This is a genomic window from Dyadobacter sediminis, assembly GCF_005860765.1.
GTDB lineage: Bacteria > Bacteroidota > Bacteroidia > Cytophagales > Spirosomataceae > Dyadobacter > Dyadobacter sediminis.
Map to the genome: position 1 here is coordinate 516,371 of NZ_VCEI01000021.1, position 17,101 is coordinate 533,471.

Below are 17,101 nucleotides of genomic sequence, written 5' to 3' on the forward strand. Positions count from 1 at the left end.
TATTGTCGACAAAAAGAGGTTTTTCGTCAAGTCTTTTATGTGCTCTGTATTGCCTTTCCCATTTTGTTTTTTTTCGCAGTATGGTTTCGGATGTCTGTCAATGTCCCTTTTCAGGATGATGTCGATGCCATTTTAGGCCCTGTCGGCCAGTGGGCAGCAGGAGTGAAGGGCCCTGTGCAGTTATGGGAAATTCTTACTACACAGGATGATGAACGCCGCATTATCATGGTAAGATTAATGGCGATCATTTCTTACAGTATTCTTGGCTTTCTTGATTTTCGGGTTGTCGCATTTTTAGGAATTGCAACATACCTGGTCTTTTTATTACTTATTTTCAAGTGGTTCAAAGAAGAAAATAAGGTGCCATTTTATCTTTTTTTGCCAGTTCCCTTTATCATTTTTACACAAGTTAATTTTGGAGCTTTATACCAGTCCATGGTTCCATTGCAGCACATTGCTGTTTACGTCTGGGCTTTCGCTTCGATATGGTGCCTTAGCAGACGCACTACTTCTCATTTTTCTTTCGGAATATTATTTGGATTGCTATCTGTCTTTTCGGATGTAACCGGAGTACTTATACTGGTTGTCGGAGCACTCACTTTGGTTGTACAACGGGAAAAGCTCAAATTTCTGATCTGGGTTATTTTAATTGCACCTACGGTAATCCTTTATTTTCATAACCTGGTCGTTCCAGATTTCAGGCCGTCTATGTCTGATAATCTGTCCCATGTGGATAGCATGATTGCTATCGTCATTGCAATGCCTGGCATGATGGCAGATGTATTTCCAAAACTTCCTGACGATAAACGTATATGGCTTGCGTTAATGTCAGGACTGATTATCCTGGGTTTTATCTCATACGAGTTTATTCTTTTGGTAAAGAAGGTTCTGTATGGAAAGTATGAAATTTCATCCAATGAAATCTGGATCTGGGGCTGCATTGTTTTTCTTCTGCTCACATTTACCGCTTTTGCATTCGGACGTGCCGCTGAGGGAACAAAATCCATTTTATTGAACCGCTACAAGCATATGTTTTTGTTCTGGGGCGTTCTGAATTATTTATTATTTCTTAAAACATCCTGGATCAGGGGCAGTTACAAAAAAGCTGGTTTTATATGCCTGGGCTTATCCATTCTGTTTTTTGTGAACGGTTATTTTCAGGTATGGGGTGAGCTGGACTTTTTTCGTAAAATCATATTAGCGGATGCCTACGGATGGTCTAAAAACCGCGTGGTTCCCTCTGCTCCGATATATGTTTCGGTGAAATCTGTTGTGGATCCGATGTATGAAAATAGTTTGAATCAGGGCACGTACAAGTTTCCTGAAATGCCTTTTACGAACCTGAGTAAAATTCCAGTGAAAGGATTTGCAAATGTTGAAATAGACAACGGGCCATTTATTTCGGTGACGATTCCTGAATTCAAAAGAAAATCCGGATTTGATGATGGTGCGTATGTCATTCTTAAATCAAGAAAGAATACGCATGTACTTCCAGCTCAAAACCAGCAAAGTTCATTACCTGGATTCTTCATGACTGGCCAGTTTTATCAGGGTCATGCCACTTCTTATCCTTTATTGAATCAATACCTTGCTACGAATGAAGAATATGAAGTAATTCTTGGCGTCATTGATGAGGGCAATAAATATTTGTTAACGACGGGAAAAAAGATTTATACAGATCCAGTTCGCTATGCATCCCATTAAAGTCAGGATTTATAATTGTTTACTATGAAGATTTTAGGTATTTCAGCGTTCTATCATGATTCGGCAGCTGCACTTGTTGATCATGGAGAAATTATTGCCGCGGCACAGGAAGAGCGCTTTACCCGCAAAAAACATGATCCGGGTTTTCCTTCGAATGCAGTTGCATTTTGTCTTGAATATGGCGGATTATCAATCAATGAGCTGGATGCCATTGTATTTTATGACAAGCCGCTGCTTAAATTTGAAAGGCTGCTTGAAACTTATTATGCGTTTGCACCAAAAGGAATTAGATCTTTCCTGACTGCCATGCCGGTGTGGATCAAGGAAAAAATGTTTTTGAAACGCCTCATTAATGAGGAGCTCGTAAAACTTGGCTACGATAAAAACAGGAAAGTAAAGCTTCTTTTTCCTGAACATCATCTTTCGCATGCAGCAAGTGCATATTATCCATCTCAATTTGAGAAATCGGCTATTTTAACCGTTGACGGCGTTGGTGAATGGGCCACTGCTTCTATCTGCATGGGTAATGGAAAAGATATCAGCATCTTGAAAGAATTGCGATTTCCGCATTCTCTGGGTCTTCTCTATTCGGCTTTTACCTATTTTCTAGGTTTTCGGGTGAATTCGGGCGAATACAAATTAATGGGTCTGGCGCCTTATGGGAATCCTTCTTCGCCGGATATCCAAAAATATGAACAGATAATACTCAACGAGCTGATCGAGTTGAAAGAAGACGGTTCCGTTTGGCTTAATCAGGAATATTTTGATTATGCAACAGGCTTAAAAATGGTTAATGAGCATAAATGGGAAGCACTTTTTGGATTCATAGCCAGAAAGCCGGACGATGCACTTGAATCCATGCATTGTAACCTTGGGCTGGCAATTCAGAATATTACTGAAGAAGCTGTAATCCGCATGGCTAGGGAAGCAAAAAGGCTTACTGGTGCCGAGTATCTGTGCATGGCGGGCGGCGTGGCACTGAATTGTGTTTCCAACGGTAAACTTCAGAAAGCCAATCTATTCAAAGACATCTTTATTCAGCCTGCAGCCGGAGACGCCGGCGGTGCATTGGGTGCTGCCTTGGCAGCTAATCACATTTATTTTGGTAATGACAGGAAGGTTACCTGGAAAGCTGATGCCATGCGCGGCTCATATCTCGGTCCGACTTTCTCAGAGCTTGAAGTGATTTTGACGGCAAAGAAGTACAAGGCAGTTTATACACAATACAATGATTTTAAAGAACTTTCCAGAGAGGCGGCCCGTTTGCTGGCGGTGGGAAATGTAGTGGGCTGGATACAGGGACGAATGGAATTCGGGCCAAGGGCATTGGGTGGGAGAAGTATTCTGGGTGATCCCAGAAATGCAGAGATGCAAAAGAAATTAAATCTCAAAATAAAGTACAGGGAATCATTCAGGCCATTTGCTCCATCCGTTTTAGCCGAAGAATGTTCCAGTTATTTTGAATATGCAGGAAATTCGCCATATATGCTGCTTGTTCATCCGGTAGCAAAACAGCGTCGCAAGCCGGTTCCGGCCAATTATGATGCAATGGATCTTCGTGAAAAACTATATTTCCAGCGTTCTGATCTTCCATCTGTAACGCATATTGATTATTCCGCTCGTATTCAAACTGTTCACAAGGAAACAAATCCGCGTTATTACGAACTGATCAGTTCATTCAAAGAGCTGACCGGGTATGCAGTAATTGTAAATACCAGTTTTAATGTACGCGGTGAACCGATTGTGTGTACTCCAAATGATGCTTACCGTTGTTTTATGCGAACAGAAATGGATTACTTGGTTATTGGAGACTTCATTTTTGATAAAAAGCAACAGCCGGAATGGCTAGAAAAAGATAATTGGAAAGAGGAGTTCGTTTTGGATTGATTGTCTTTTAACACACTGATCAAAGAATGAAGTTTAAAGTTTTCACAAGTTTTGTACGCATATTGTTTCTTGGTGTATTTTTCCTGCTTCTGTTTTTTGCTGATAAACTTAAGATTAAAATAGAATACACAGGATTTCCACTTAGCGACAACTGGTATATAAGATTAACAAAGCTGGCTTTCTGGTTTCTGGTTTCTGTTGAAATACTGCGTGTTTTTTATTATAGTATCATAAAAAGCAAAATGCAGGGGCTTGTTGCCAATATCGTTACTATTGTGGTTCCTCTTGCTATCACATTGATTCTTCTCGAAGTCATATTCATGTATGTTCCGCAAAGCCACGAAGGGATTTTGTCAAAAGCTTCTCAGATATGGTGGGAAAAATACTGGCATCCAGTTAATGAGTTAGGATATCGGGATAAGAAAATAATGGATGAAACGGGAAAGATCAAAGTACTGGTTATTGGTGATTCCTTTGCTGCCGGACATGGCCTTAAAAACGTAAACGAACGTTTTTCAGATATTTTACAGGCAAAGCTGGGTACTAAAAGATACAGCGTTTATAATCTAGGCGTTTCCGGAGCAGATACCCGGGATGAAGCAAAAAGGCTTGAAGAGTTTCCGGTAAAACCGGATATTATTATCCTGCAGTACTTTCCGAACGATATTGAGAAAGCTGGAAGAGAAAATGGTCTTTCTCTGTCCGGTGCCGAGCCTTATGTCGACTTGCATGGCCCTTTTTCTATGTTAGTAAAACGGTTTTATCTACCCAATTTTGTTTACTGGCAACTGCCGCATACCGGATTCAGTACGTTTGAAAAATTTGTTCAGTCAGCGTATACAGATACAACCGTACTTAATGCGCATCTCCGCGATTTATCACGGTTAACGCTTTATAAAGAAGCTAATAAAGCTGAAATGTACACTGTGTTTATCCCTTTTTTGTTTCAACTGGATAAAAGTGCAGCTTATACAAAGCCGGTTGAAAGTTTTCTGAAATCAAAAAGAGTTAATGTAATTACTTTAAATAATATGATTGCCAAGGTACCGGAAAAGGACCGGATTGTTGGAAAGAATGACGGACATGCAAGTTCTGTCATTAACAGCCTGATTGCCGACAACTTATTCGAAGCAATGAAGCCTAACCTTAAACAACATTGAAACACACATTTGATACTTGAACTATGGATTTTTTAACTGATTTGTTTGCGTTTATGAAAGAGCGCAAGAAGTGGTGGCTGGCCCCCGTGATTATTGTACTGTTACTGATTGGCATTCTGATCGTGATTGGCGGAGGTTCTGCTGTGGCTCCGTTTATTTATACTCTGTTTTAACTTATAGGTAGTTATTAATTCTCCAATCAGATTTCATTGTACAAGGGCATAGAGTACAAGTATGTCATTGTACTAAACTTTTCAACGGATGAAAGAATCAGAAAAGCTCAAAGCGCAACTTGTTATTGTTACCGGATTAATTGTCCTGTATTTTATATTTAAATCGCAGTATGTATACTTCCTGTTTGCCGCAGCCGGCATTGGCATAATAAGCCTTGCTGTTCCGGCAGCGGGAAATTTAATTGTTAAGTTGTGGTATAAACTGGCAGAAATTTTAGGGACAATTAATGGAAAAATTTTGCTATCGTTTGTCTTCTTTCTCATTCTTCTTCCCGTTGCTCTTATTGCAAGACTCGGAAAAAAGAATATGCTTGCTTTAAAAAGAGAAGCAAAGGATTCTGTTTTCGTAGAAAGAAATCACAAATATACGGCCAAAGACATGGAGCACGTTTGGTAATAGTGCTCAGGCTTTTTTCTTGCGGCAGGCGCGGTCATACAACAATTGTAACATGCCGTCTTTGAGGCCAACGTCCGGGACATGGATAATGTCGGCTCCGGCCCATTTCATTGCAGAAGTATAGATGTCGCCGGCTGGAACAATGACATCGGCACGATCCGGGTTCAGCTGAAGTTTGTTGATTCTGTCCGACAACGAAAACTGTGCTATGTAATCTTTCATTCGGATGATTTCATCCAGACTGGTCGAACTTTCCGTAAGCTTTGAAGAAAGATCGAACAGTTTGTTTATGTTTCCGCCGGTTCCGACTGCCTGAATCGGCTGGTTGTAATCTACGTTCTGATTAATCCATTCCTTGATTTTCGGCCACACATTTTTGGACTCTTTTCCTTCCAGCAACCTGACAGAACCTAGCTTGAATGATTTTGCATTGATTTTCTGTCTGTCTTTGTAGATGTTCAGCTCTGTACTGCCGCCGCCGACATCAATGTGAATATACTGGCCTTCGCCAAGGGATTTTACAACAACATTATTAACCAGTTCTGCTTCTTTCTGGCCGTCAATGATCTGGATGTAAATGCCCGTACGTTTTTCGATGTGGTCCCGGACTTCATGCCCGTTATCGGATTCGCGCATGGCAGAAGTGGAACAAGCCATGTAATCGTCCACTTCATGCAGCTCCATCAAAAGCTGATAAGCAAGCATGAGTTTGATCATGCGGTCTTCACTATGGGCAGTAATCCTGCCCTGCGTAAATACGTCATGGCCCAGACGAAGCGGAAAGCGAACGTATTCTACTTTTTTAAAGCGAGAGACGCCTTCATCATGCAACACCGAAGATATTTGCATGCGGGCACCATTTGATCCGATATCAATTGCAGCGAATTTCAAAAGCTATATAATAGGGGAGTAAATAAAAGCCAAAAATAGAACATTAAGCAACAAGATACATTAATGCATGTAAAAATTCGGCTTTCTCATTTACATTTTACCGCCTATCTGATACATCAGCTTTACTTTTACACCCGGGCCGGCATTATGGCTGAGCGGCGTAAGCGGCTTGAAATAAGTGTATAAATATCCTTCCGCCTGAACCACGATCGGGTGCCACATTTTTTCGATTCCGAGTGCCACATTCATGGAACTGACAGCCGGCATATCCGTTTTCCGGTCAAACGATTGGTTAAGATATTCATTGTTCGGAGCGCGGCACGCGAAGGAAATACTTTCCTTGGATGAAACTCTGATATTCGTTCCGGCACTGCCGTAATAAGACCAGTCATTTTTTACCGTATTGCGGAATGCGACAGTCAGCGGAATCTGCACGAGAGTCGGGCTGACTTTAATGTTGAACACTTCCAATGCAAGCGGCACTTCATCTGGATGAGATCTTTTGAAATCCTTCCTGTTTTTATCGCGGAACATTTTTTCCGTAAAAAACTCCATTGGTTTTACTTTCAGCCAGCTGATACCCGCCGAAACCGAAAACTTTCTGGAAACAAGAACTTCACCTAAAATTGCTTTGGAAGTCCCGTTACTTTCCACTTGAACGCCACCGCCAAACCGGTACGGAACTTTTAGATTCAGCTCAGGAATTACATTCTCCGTTTTGTTCGTTTTTTCTGCATTTTTTACTGCAACCAGCGTTTTCGGAACGGAGGCAGAAACTGCCAAAAGGCTTTTATTCACTTGTCTTGCTGAAATGCGGCTTGCAAGATTGTAATTCATTTTGCGCGGAACCGGATTTTCCTTATTACTCAGAGCTGCAATTTCAATGTTGTCAAGACTGAATTCGGTGTTCAGAATTCTTTGATTTTCAGCCAAACGGGTTTTAATTTCTCTTCCGGCATCAGACTTTATATCAAAACCCGGATTCCTTTGTTCCGCAATGCTTTCAGGATTGCCGTAAGCAACTATTTCTCCGCTTCTTGCCGGGTTGAAATCCGTATTGTTCGGCGTTTTTTCTATGCTACGCAGATTTTCAAACGGTTGTCTATTTTTTACAATGGTATGGTCCTTAACCGTATGATCTATTTTCCCTGCAATTTCATCGGTAGCCTCAAAGTTCTTAATTTCTACATTGTAACGCTCGGGGCCTCGTTTTACAGTCTGATATGCATTGCGGTTTTCACTGGATAAAGGCTCGTTGGCTCTTTCAGTATGCTCTTTCCGAACAATGTAAATGGTATCCGTTTTAGCCGCCGGCAAGGTTGTGCTTTTTATGACTTCAATCTGATTCTTGAGACTTTTTACATCCGCCGTCAGATGATTGTTTTTTGAAAGCTGATTAATATACAGAAATGCCATAACCGTGGTTATGGAAGCCGCCGCAGCGTAACCGATCCAGGAACTGTACTGCTGCCAGAAAGTAGGCGGGGTATGAGCCTGCATGTAACGCTGCATTTTGGCCCAGTCCTGTTCCTGAAAGTCCGGTTCGATACTTTCTAGTTTCTGGCGTATAGTATTTTCAAATTTACTAGTTTTCATTTCCTTTGAATGACTTTACAGCCCAATCACTTGGGAAGAGATTCGGGTAATATTGTTTGATCAGATGCTGCAGGCGTGCCCTCGCACGTACATAATGTGACCGTACTGTTGCTTCATTAATCTGCAGCATGTCTGCAATTTCACGGTGATTATAGCCATCCACGACATACATCAGAAACACATTTTTATACACCGGTTTTATCTGCTGAATCAATTCCAGGATTTCGTCCGCTGTGATCTGGCTGATCACGTCCTCGTCAAATTTCGGGTACGGTGCATCTTCCAGTGCAATGACGTCTTCGCTGTGTTTTTTGTGTTTCCGGTAATAACTGATGGCCGTATTGACCATAATGGTTCTCAGCCAGGCTTTGAAAGGATGCGTGGAATCATACTTTTCAAGATTGTTGAAAATCTTTAGAAAACCTTCGTTCAGGACTTCTTCCGCTTCTTCCGTTGTGGAAGTATAACGGAGGCAAATGCTTTTGGAATATCCAAAAAACTGCTTGTACAAATAACGTTGTGCCTGGCTGTTTCCAGCAATGCACGCTGCAACGACCGATTCAAAGTCGTTTTCGTTAAAAGATATTTTTCGTCCGAAGAGCAAAGCCAGATTGTCAGGGATTGAATTCTTAATATGGGTTACGTACAAGAATGATCATCTGTTGCAGACTTTTACAAATTATCTGAATAAATATAAAAACGGCTCTTCTAAGTTAAAGATAAATAGCTTATTAACATTTAATTTCAGGTAACTGCATTTTGACTTGCAACAAATTTTTCTTCCCGCTGCGTAATGCATGAAAACAGTTTGATTATTTATAAAAAACGTAAGGGAGAGTTTATGAAAAGAGTGTCGCTTTTATTGGTTGTGCTGGCAGGAATCTGGTTTTCTGCATGTCAAAAGAATGGTTCCGCCGTTGATCCGGCTGTGGAAACGGCGGATTTTGAAAGTGTGGTTTCAACGGCTGCAAGGTATTCCATTTCCACGGATTCAGTCACGATCGGGAAATGCAAGGGAAAGCTTACCGAAGTGGCAGCGGCTGATTTGCCGGCAACCGTTACGGATTACGTTAAGGCTACTTATGCCGGCTCTGAAATCAAATTTGCTGCAAAAGACCCGTCCGGAAAAATCATTGTGGCCATTACTCTGGCTGACGGAACGGCAAAAGGATTGCTTTTTAACGCGGACGGAACGTTTGCGGAAGAGCTGAAACAGCATGCGCACAAGGCCAAGTTGACCAAAATCGAGGTTAGCGCGCTTCCGGCGGCAATTAAGGCTTATATTACGGCCAATTACGCCGGCTCAACGGTTTCGACCGCAGCTACGAATGCAGACGGCGCTTATTTTGTAGCAATTACGACCAATGATGTTGTTAAAGTGTTGCTTTTCAATGCGGACGGTACTTTCAGCAAGGAACTGGAAAAGTCTGGAAAAAGGCATAAAAAGCACTGAAAATTTTTGTTAGGGGTGAGTTGGAATACGGCACCGGATTTTCCGGTTCCGTATTTATTTTTTTACAGCAAACATTTCCAGCGCGGAGGAATTTTTGATTTCGCCCATCACAAACAGACTGTGCGTGCTGCCGATATTTTCCAGAGAACCCAGTTTCTGCATCAGAAACTGCTGGTATTGCGACATGTCGTCTACAACGACTTTGAGCAGGAAATCGTAGTCACCTGAAATATTGAAACATTCCATTACTTCCGGCATCGCGATGACTGCTTTGACAAACTTTTCGCCCATGACTTTCGAATGTTCCTTTAAGGCGATGTTGCAGAAGGCCATGAGCTTGCGGCCGATTTTTTCACGGTCCACCAATGCCACGTATTTCTTGATAACGCCTTCTTTTTCAAGCCGTCTCACTCTTTCATAGACCGGTGTGTAGGACAGATTCAACTTTTCTGATAATTCCCGTGTTTTTAAAGTTGCATCCTGTTGCAGGAAATGCAGGATTTTTGCATCGGTTTCATCCAGATTGTACATAGATAGAATATCTTTATTCACTTTTCACAAGTGCCGAATATAGATAACTTATTTGTCTAAGTAAATTCTGGCAGACTATTAATCTGAATTTTTTCATTATATGAAACAAAACATCTATTGCGCTAAATTTGTCTGCATATTGGAAAGCCATTGCTTTTCAAAGGTTCAATTAACCACACAAAAGATAAAATTATGATAGCAACGCAAAAGGCAGATATCCGAGAAATTCTTAAAAACCGTATTCTGGTACTTGACGGCGCTATGGGTACCATGATCCAGCGGTACAAACTGGAAGATGATGATTACAGAGGAGAAAGGTTCAGTGACTGGCCCAAGGATGTTAAAGGCAATAATGATTTGCTTTCGCTGACGCGGCCGGACATCATCAAGGAAATACATGCGGCTTATTTTGAAGCGGGAGCGGATATTGCCGAAACCAATACTTTTTCAGGAACAACGATCGCCATGGCGGATTACGGCATGGAAGAAATTGTTTACGAACTGAATTTTGAATCGGCACGGCTTGCAAGGGAAGTTGCCGATGAATTCACCGAACGTGAACCGGAAAAGCCCCGTTTCGTTGCCGGTTCCATCGGGCCGACAAACCGGACGGCTTCTCTGTCACCGGACGTAAACAATCCCGGTTACCGCGCCATCAGTTTTGATCAGTTGGTAGAAGCCTATTACGAGCAAATCAAAGGTCTGACGGATGGCGGCGTGGATCTTTTGCTTGTGGAAACGATATTTGATACACTGAATGCGAAGGCAGCACTTTTCGCAATTGATCAGTTTTTTACCGATGCCAGAAACGGAAAAGTAGAGCATTTGCCTTCGTGGAAAGCGGCGCCGGGCGAAGCGCTGCCGGTGATGATTTCGGGTACAATTACGGATGCATCCGGCAGGACATTATCCGGGCAGACGACGGAAGCTTTTCTTACTTCGGTTTCGCATTTGCCATTATTGTCTGTCGGCCTGAACTGTGCTCTGGGTGCGGATCTGATGCGTCCGTATGTTCAGATTCTTGCGAAAGAAGCGCCTTTCTATACTTCGGCGCACCCGAATGCCGGCTTGCCCAACGAAATGGGCGAGTACGACGAATCGCCGGAACAAATGGGCGAAGTCATTGACGGTTTTCTGAAAGATAATCTGGTGAATATAATCGGTGGCTGCTGCGGAACTACGCCGGCCCATATCCGTGTCATTGCGGATCTTGCCAAAAAGCACAGTCCAAGAACGTTGCCTGCTGCCGAAACGGTCATGAAATTGTCGGGTCTGGAACCAGTCAAAATCAATCAGTTGTCGAATTTTGTCAATATCGGTGAACGCTGCAACGTGACCGGTTCCAAAAAGTTTGCCCGTCTGATCCGCGAGAGCAAGTATGACGAAGCATTGAGCATTGCGCGCGAGCAGGTGGAAAGCGGTGCACAGGTTATTGATATCAACCTCGACGAAGGAATGATCGACGGTGTGGAAGCCATGAAAACATTTGTGAACCTGATTGTTTCGGAACCGGATATTTCCAAGGTTCCGCTGATGATCGATTCGTCCAAATGGGAAGTAATTGAATCCGGGCTGAAATGCGTGCAGGGGAAATCCATTGTAAATTCCATTTCTTTAAAAGAAGGAGAAGAAAAATTCAGGGAATCCGCCCGGACGGTACTGCGCTATGGCGCGGCTGCGGTTGTCATGGCTTTTGACGAACAGGGCCAAGCGGACAATCTCGAACGCCGTATCGAAATCTGTTCAAGAGCATACCGGATTTTAGTTGATGAAGTCGGCTTTCCGGCAGAGGACATTATTTTTGACCCGAACATTCTGACCGTTGCGACGGGAATGGAAGAGCATAACAATTATGCGGTGGACTTCATCAATGCCGTGCGCTGGATCAAGGAAAATCTGCCACATGCCAAAGTTTCGGGCGGTGTTTCCAACGTCTCTTTCAGTTTCCGCGGCAATGAACCTGTGCGGGAAGCGATTCATACGGCATTTTTATACCATGCGATCCGCGCAGGAATGGATATGGGCATTGTGAATGCCGCACAGATCGGGATTTACGACGAAATACCGAAAGATGTACTGGAACTCGTTGAAGATGTACTGCTGAACCGCCGTTCAGATGCTACTGAACGCCTTGTGACGTATGCCGAAACGGTAAAAGATAAAGGAAAGACGCAAAGCGGCCCTGATCTTTCGTGGAGACAGTTGCCGATTAAAGAGCGGATTTCACACGCGCTTGTAAAAGGGATTTCAGATTATATCGATGAAGATACGGAAGAATGCAGAAAACTGTTCAGCCGGCCGCTGGAAGTGATTGAAGGTCCCTTGATGGACGGTATGAGCATTGTCGGCGACTTGTTCGGAGAAGGAAAAATGTTTCTTCCGCAAGTAGTAAAATCGGCAAGGGTAATGAAAAAAGCCGTCGCTTACTTGCAACCGTTCATTGAAGCGGAAAAAAGCGAAGGAAATAATTCTGCCGGAAAAATCCTGCTTGCAACTGTAAAAGGCGACGTGCACGATATTGGAAAAAACATTGTCGGCGTAGTGCTCGGCTGCAACAATTACGAAATTATTGATCTGGGCGTCATGGTTCCGACGGACAAAATCCTGGCCGCTGCCATAGAACATAATGTGGATATCATCGGATTGTCCGGACTGATTACGCCTTCACTGGATGAAATGGTGGGTGTTGCCAAGGAAATGGAGCGCCGAAACCTGAAAATGCCTTTGCTGATCGGCGGTGCCACAACTTCGCGTATTCATACGGCTGTAAAAATTGATCCGAATTATTCTGGTCCCGTCATTCACGTGCTGGATGCGTCGCGTTCGGTGCCTGTTGCCGGAAAACTGATTCAGAACGAGCAAAGTCAGGCGGAAGTATTGTCGGATATAAAGGCGGAATATGCCAAACTTCGTGAAGACCATGCCAAAAGAGGCGGTGAAAAAGCGCACATTTCCATTGTCAACGCACGTGAAAACAAGGCTAAAATAGACTGGACAAACTTTAAAGCTAAAAAACCGCAGTTTCTCGGCACAAGAGTTTACGACGATTACGATCTAGCTGATATTGCAAAATACATCGACTGGACGCCGTTTTTCCAGACATGGCAGTTACATGGAAAATACCCGAAAATATTTGAAGACAAGGTTGTAGGCGCAGAGGCCATGAGGCTTTATGAAGATGCCGCCGTGTTGCTGGGCGAAATGATCCGTGACAAATCGCTGAAAGCAAAAGCAGTGATCGGGTTCTGGCCGGCCAATTCCATTCAGGACGACATTGTATTGCATCATTTTGAGGAAGAAAACCGTGAAGTTCCTTGTGAAAGACACGGCTCTCACCAGCATATCGAGTACCGGATCAGCCAGCATGGAACGGATAATCTGAATGCCGGGGAACTTGTGGCGGACACGTCTGCGGTTCTGCATCATTTGCGCCAGCAAAGCCAGAAAGCATCCAATCTCGCGAATTACTGTCTGTCCGATTTTATTGCGCCGCTTGAAACCGGCAAAACGGATTATATCGGAGGTTTTGCGGTAACTGCGGGATTGGGAATTGAAGCACTTCTGGATAAATACGAAAAAGATCATGATGACTATAACAGCATTATGGTAAAAGCGCTGGCGGATCGTTTGGTGGAAGCACTTGCAGAACTTATGCATGAACGCGTAAGAAAAGAATTGTGGGGCTATGCAAAAAACGAAACGCTTTCCAACGAAGAACTCATTAAAGAATCTTATGCAGGCATCCGTCCGGCTCCGGGTTATCCCGCATGCCCGGACCATACCGAAAAACGCATGCTGTTCGACTTGCTGGAAGCTGAGAAACTGGGTATTACGTTAACAGAAAGTTATGCGATGTATCCGGCAAGCAGCGTAAGCGGCTGGTATTTCTCACATCCCGAAAGCAGGTATTTTCCAGTTGGAAAGATTTTTAAAGATCAGGTTGAAGATTATGCACGAAGAAAAAATATGTCTTTGGAAGAAATAGAAAAATGGCTTTCGCCCGTTCTGGGTTACTGATTTTACAAATTAAGGTTCATTGGGAGGACGGGTTAGCCTGTTCTCCCTTTTTTTATATGTATCCGGTATACTATTTTAATTGATTTAAGCGTAGTAAATGGGTATAATGTGTAGTAATCAGGTATAAATACGCTATTTTCTTATGATATTAAATTGAATATTTGTAATAAAGATTTGCATATTAATCTTGAAATTTATTAGCCATGAAAAGAAATATAAGTGTATTTATCCTGTTGATCCTGCTTGCATCTTCATACAAGTACAGGACCAAAGCTACGGAAAGCATCCAGCCGCACCTTACAAGTCTTCAGCCTGTGCATGAAGTGGCCGCCGCTGATCATTCATTGAATGAAGCAATTGGAAAAATGCAGCAGGCAAACCTTGATCTCGCGCATGGAAATGATTCTCTGGCAAAAGCCTTGTGGTCCCGTAAAGATGACGTAACGATGTTTACAGGTCATGCGGCCGATACGGGAAAAGGCTGGGAATCTGTGGAAACTGCCCTGAAACTTTCATCAAAGCAGATTGTAGGTGCCAATACTTACATTTTTGAGAAAATAGGCGGCAGTTCCGGCGCGGAGCAGGCTCATCTTGTACAAACGGAACAGTACGGATTTCCGAACGGGAAAACGGTTAATTTTCAGGCAACAATTCTGTTCCGGAAAGAAGGCGGTGAATGGAAAATTATCCACCGGCATGCCGATAAACTGACTTCAATCAGAAAACCGGATAAAACTTCCAGATAATACGCCTGATCCCGTATATTTTCAACCATATGTGACTTGCAATTATTTTGTTGTTATTTTGCAGCTTTTGGGCAAAGGCGACATTTGATTATATATGGAAAGATTTACTGGACTGCTCGGTATTGTCCTGATTCTCGGCGTTGCATTCGCAATGTCAAACAACAGAAAAGCAATTAATTACAGGACGATTGGAGTAGGGCTTGCACTTCAGTTCGGCCTTGCTGTTTTTATTCTCCGTACTGAAACCGGACAAGCGGTTTTTCAGTGGCTGGGCGAAAAAGTACAGAAACTTTTATCTTTTTCAGACAAAGGTGCCGATTTTGTTTTCAGTACATTGGTACGGCCGGACCTGATGCAAAAGGCCTTCGGGCCGGGTAACGATTTCGTCTTCTTCTTCAAGGTTATTCCAACGATTATTTTTGTGGCCGTTCTGGTCAATATGCTTTACCATTTGGGCATTATGCAGCGCGTAGTCAGTATTATTGCGCGCGGTGTTTACTGGTTAATGGGCGTAAGCGGGGCAGAAGCACTTTCCAACGTGGCAAGTACTTTTGTAGGACAAGTAGAGGCGCAGATCATGATCAAACCGTACCTGAAAAATATGACCAACTCCGAGCTGATGGCTTCGATGACGGGCAGTTTTGCATGCATTGCCGGCGGAGTAATGGCCGTTTATATTTCGCTCGGCGTTCCTGCGCCTTATCTTATCGCGGCAAGCCTTATGGCTGCACCCGGCGCACTTGTGATTTCAAAAATCGTATTTCCGGAAACAGAGCAGTCCAACACAAAAGGCGCGGTGAAGCTGGAAATCCAGAAGACGCATGCCAATTTGCTGGACGCCATTGCGGCAGGGGCTGGTGAAGGCCTGAAAGTGGGATTTAACGTTATTGCCATGCTGATCGGTTTTATCGCACTTGTTGCGCTTTTTGACTATCTGCTAGGTTACATTGGCGGTTTGTTTTCCTTTCCTCAACTGAGTTTCAACTTCATTCTGGGCAAATTCTTTTCCGTGTTCGCATGGGCAATGGGCGTTCCGGGCAAGGACATTGAAGCGGCCGGTTCCTTAATGGGTACCAAAATGGTTATCAATGAATTTGTAGCTTATCTCGAACTGGTAAAACTGAAAGATACGCTGGATCATAAAACGATCGTGATCACCAGTTTTGCATTATGCGGATTTGCCAATTTCAGCTCCATTGCCATTCAGGTCGGTGGTATCGGAGAACTGGCTCCATCGCGCCGGGCCGATCTTGCCCGACTGGGGTTCAAGGCGCTGATATGCGGAACGCTGGCTTCTTACATGTCTGCAACGCTGGCCGGATTGCTTCTGTGAAATAACAAAAGACTGTTACGTTGGCATGAATATTTGTGTCTTATCAGTATGCCGCAGGGTATGACAAGCAAGATTAGAAATATTTATGAAAAACGTAAAGCTGTATTTTTCTGTTTTAAAAGAGAGTTTTAGTGAATTTATGAATGACAACGGGCTGAAATTAAGTGCAGCCCTTTCTTATTATACCATTTTTTCACTTGCTCCCATGTTGCTGGTCATCATTTCGGTGTTCAGCATTTTTTTTGGCAGAGATGCGATTCAGGGTGAATTGTTCGGACAAATCAGAGGTTTGGTCGGATCGAGTGCTGCACTGCAGTTGCAGGAAATTCTTAAAAATGCCGAACTGTCAAACAAGTCCGGCATTGCTGCGGCGCTGGGTATCGGAACGTTGCTCATTGGTGCCACGGGGGTTTTTGCCGAAATGCAGGACTCCATCAATTTTATATGGGCCATCAAATCCAAACCCAAAAAAGGCTGGCTGCAATATCTCAAAAACCGCCTGATTTCCTTTTCGCTGATCCTTACACTGGGTTTTTTACTTGTTGTTTCACTTGGCGCAAGTGCCTTGGTCGATGTGCTTAGCAACCGGCTTGAACGTTACTTTTCCGAGGCTTCGGTTATCCTTTTCTACATCATTAACCTCGGCCTTGTACTGACGATCATAACTGCATTGTTTACAGTCATTTTCAAGGTTTTGCCGGATGGTGAACTGCGCTGGAAAGAATGCATGATCGGTGCCGGATTCACAGCTGTATTATTTTTGATCGGTAAGTTTGCAATCAGCTTTTATCTGGGCAAATCCGACCTCGGGGCTACTTACGGAACTTCTGCATCGATTGTCATTTTGCTGACGTGGATTTATTATTCATCCATTATCCTGTATTTCGGGGCCGAGTTTACAAAAGTTTATGCCAAACTGGACGGCGTAGGCATTATGCCCAACAAGCATGCTGTCGTTATTATAAGAAAGGAAATTGACGAAAAAACCGGGAAGCTGATCACGGATTAATGCTAGCTGCTGGCCATTCACTATTGGCATTTAGAATTTGTCTTTCTGCTTTCATACTAATATTTAAAAATTTGTAACAGAAATAAAAAAGAGCCGGATCAGCCTTTAATGCAAGGTAAATCCGGCTCTTCTTATATAATGGCC

Annotated in this window: 14 protein-coding genes; 10 read left to right on the plus strand and 4 right to left on the minus strand. The window is 43.2% G+C overall.

What is annotated here, in order from left to right:
* The first annotated feature begins 90 nt into the window (after positions 1 to 90).
* From FEM55_RS09465 to FEM55_RS09480, 5 genes are all read left to right on the plus strand, one after another.
* A complete protein-coding gene (locus FEM55_RS09465; RefSeq protein WP_138281085.1) occupies positions 91 to 1,704 on the plus strand; it encodes a hypothetical protein in 1,614 nt (537 codons plus the stop codon).
* A gap of 24 nt (positions 1,705 to 1,728) precedes the next feature.
* Entirely contained in the window at positions 1,729 to 3,591 is a 1,863-nt protein-coding gene (locus FEM55_RS09470; RefSeq protein ID WP_138281086.1) for a carbamoyltransferase family protein, read from the plus strand.
* A 26-nt stretch (positions 3,592 to 3,617) separates the two neighbouring features.
* Positions 3,618 to 4,751 carry an SGNH/GDSL hydrolase family protein gene (locus FEM55_RS09475; protein ID WP_138281087.1) on the plus strand — a complete coding sequence of 378 codons (1,134 nt, stop codon included), beginning with the start codon at positions 3,618 to 3,620 and terminating at the stop codon, positions 4,749 to 4,751.
* Between the two features lie 23 nt (positions 4,752 to 4,774).
* Positions 4,775 to 4,924, plus strand: coding sequence for a DUF5989 family protein (locus FEM55_RS24935; RefSeq protein WP_171036524.1), 150 nt, complete (start codon positions 4,775 to 4,777; stop codon positions 4,922 to 4,924).
* An 88-nt stretch (positions 4,925 to 5,012) separates the two neighbouring features.
* Positions 5,013 to 5,381, plus strand: a complete 369-nt coding sequence (locus FEM55_RS09480) for a hypothetical protein (RefSeq protein WP_138281088.1) — start codon at positions 5,013 to 5,015, stop codon at positions 5,379 to 5,381.
* Between the two features lie 6 nt (positions 5,382 to 5,387).
* On the opposite strand, the gene FEM55_RS09485 is transcribed toward FEM55_RS09480, so the two are convergent.
* The 3 genes from FEM55_RS09485 to FEM55_RS09495 all read right to left on the minus strand — a co-directional run bounded on the left by FEM55_RS09485 (position 5,388) and on the right by FEM55_RS09495 (position 8,472).
* On the minus strand, positions 5,388 to 6,272 hold the full coding sequence (locus tag FEM55_RS09485; RefSeq protein WP_138281089.1) for a Ppx/GppA phosphatase family protein: 885 nt from the start codon (positions 6,270 to 6,272) through the stop codon (positions 5,388 to 5,390).
* 90 nt (positions 6,273 to 6,362) lie between these two features.
* Complete coding sequence (locus FEM55_RS09490; RefSeq protein ID WP_138281090.1) at positions 6,363 to 7,868, minus strand: hypothetical protein; 1,506 nt, start codon at positions 7,866 to 7,868, stop codon at positions 6,363 to 6,365.
* On the minus strand, positions 7,858 to 8,472 hold the full coding sequence (locus tag FEM55_RS09495) for an RNA polymerase sigma factor (RefSeq protein WP_138281660.1): 615 nt from the start codon (positions 8,470 to 8,472) through the stop codon (positions 7,858 to 7,860). Before FEM55_RS09495 ends, FEM55_RS09490 begins: the two co-directional genes overlap by 11 nt.
* A 237-nt stretch (positions 8,473 to 8,709) precedes the next feature.
* On the opposite strand from FEM55_RS09495, the gene FEM55_RS09500 reads away from it, so the two are divergent.
* A complete protein-coding gene (locus FEM55_RS09500) occupies positions 8,710 to 9,321 on the plus strand; it encodes a PepSY-like domain-containing protein (protein WP_171036525.1) in 612 nt (203 codons plus the stop codon).
* Between the two features lie 54 nt (positions 9,322 to 9,375).
* Here FEM55_RS09500 and FEM55_RS09505 read toward each other — a convergent pair whose 3' ends face one another.
* Complete coding sequence (locus tag FEM55_RS09505; protein WP_138281092.1) at positions 9,376 to 9,852, minus strand: Lrp/AsnC family transcriptional regulator; 477 nt, start codon at positions 9,850 to 9,852, stop codon at positions 9,376 to 9,378.
* A gap of 192 nt (positions 9,853 to 10,044) precedes the next feature.
* Between FEM55_RS09505 and metH the strand changes: the two genes are divergently transcribed.
* The 4 genes from metH to FEM55_RS09525 all read left to right on the plus strand — a co-directional run bounded on the left by metH (position 10,045) and on the right by FEM55_RS09525 (position 16,957).
* A complete protein-coding gene (gene metH, locus FEM55_RS09510; RefSeq protein ID WP_138281093.1) occupies positions 10,045 to 13,869 on the plus strand; it encodes a methionine synthase in 3,825 nt (1,274 codons plus the stop codon).
* Positions 13,870 to 14,072: 203 nt separating this feature from the next.
* Positions 14,073 to 14,615: a nuclear transport factor 2 family protein gene (locus tag FEM55_RS09515; protein WP_138281094.1), complete on the plus strand. Its 543-nt coding sequence runs from the start codon at positions 14,073 to 14,075 to the stop codon at positions 14,613 to 14,615.
* Positions 14,616 to 14,709: 94 nt separating this feature from the next.
* Entirely contained in the window at positions 14,710 to 15,948 is a 1,239-nt protein-coding gene (locus FEM55_RS09520; RefSeq protein ID WP_138281095.1) for a NupC/NupG family nucleoside CNT transporter, read from the plus strand.
* Between the two features lie 85 nt (positions 15,949 to 16,033).
* Positions 16,034 to 16,957, plus strand: coding sequence for a YihY/virulence factor BrkB family protein (locus FEM55_RS09525; protein ID WP_138281096.1), 924 nt, complete (start codon positions 16,034 to 16,036; stop codon positions 16,955 to 16,957).
* Positions 16,958 to 17,101: the final 144 nt, after the last annotated feature.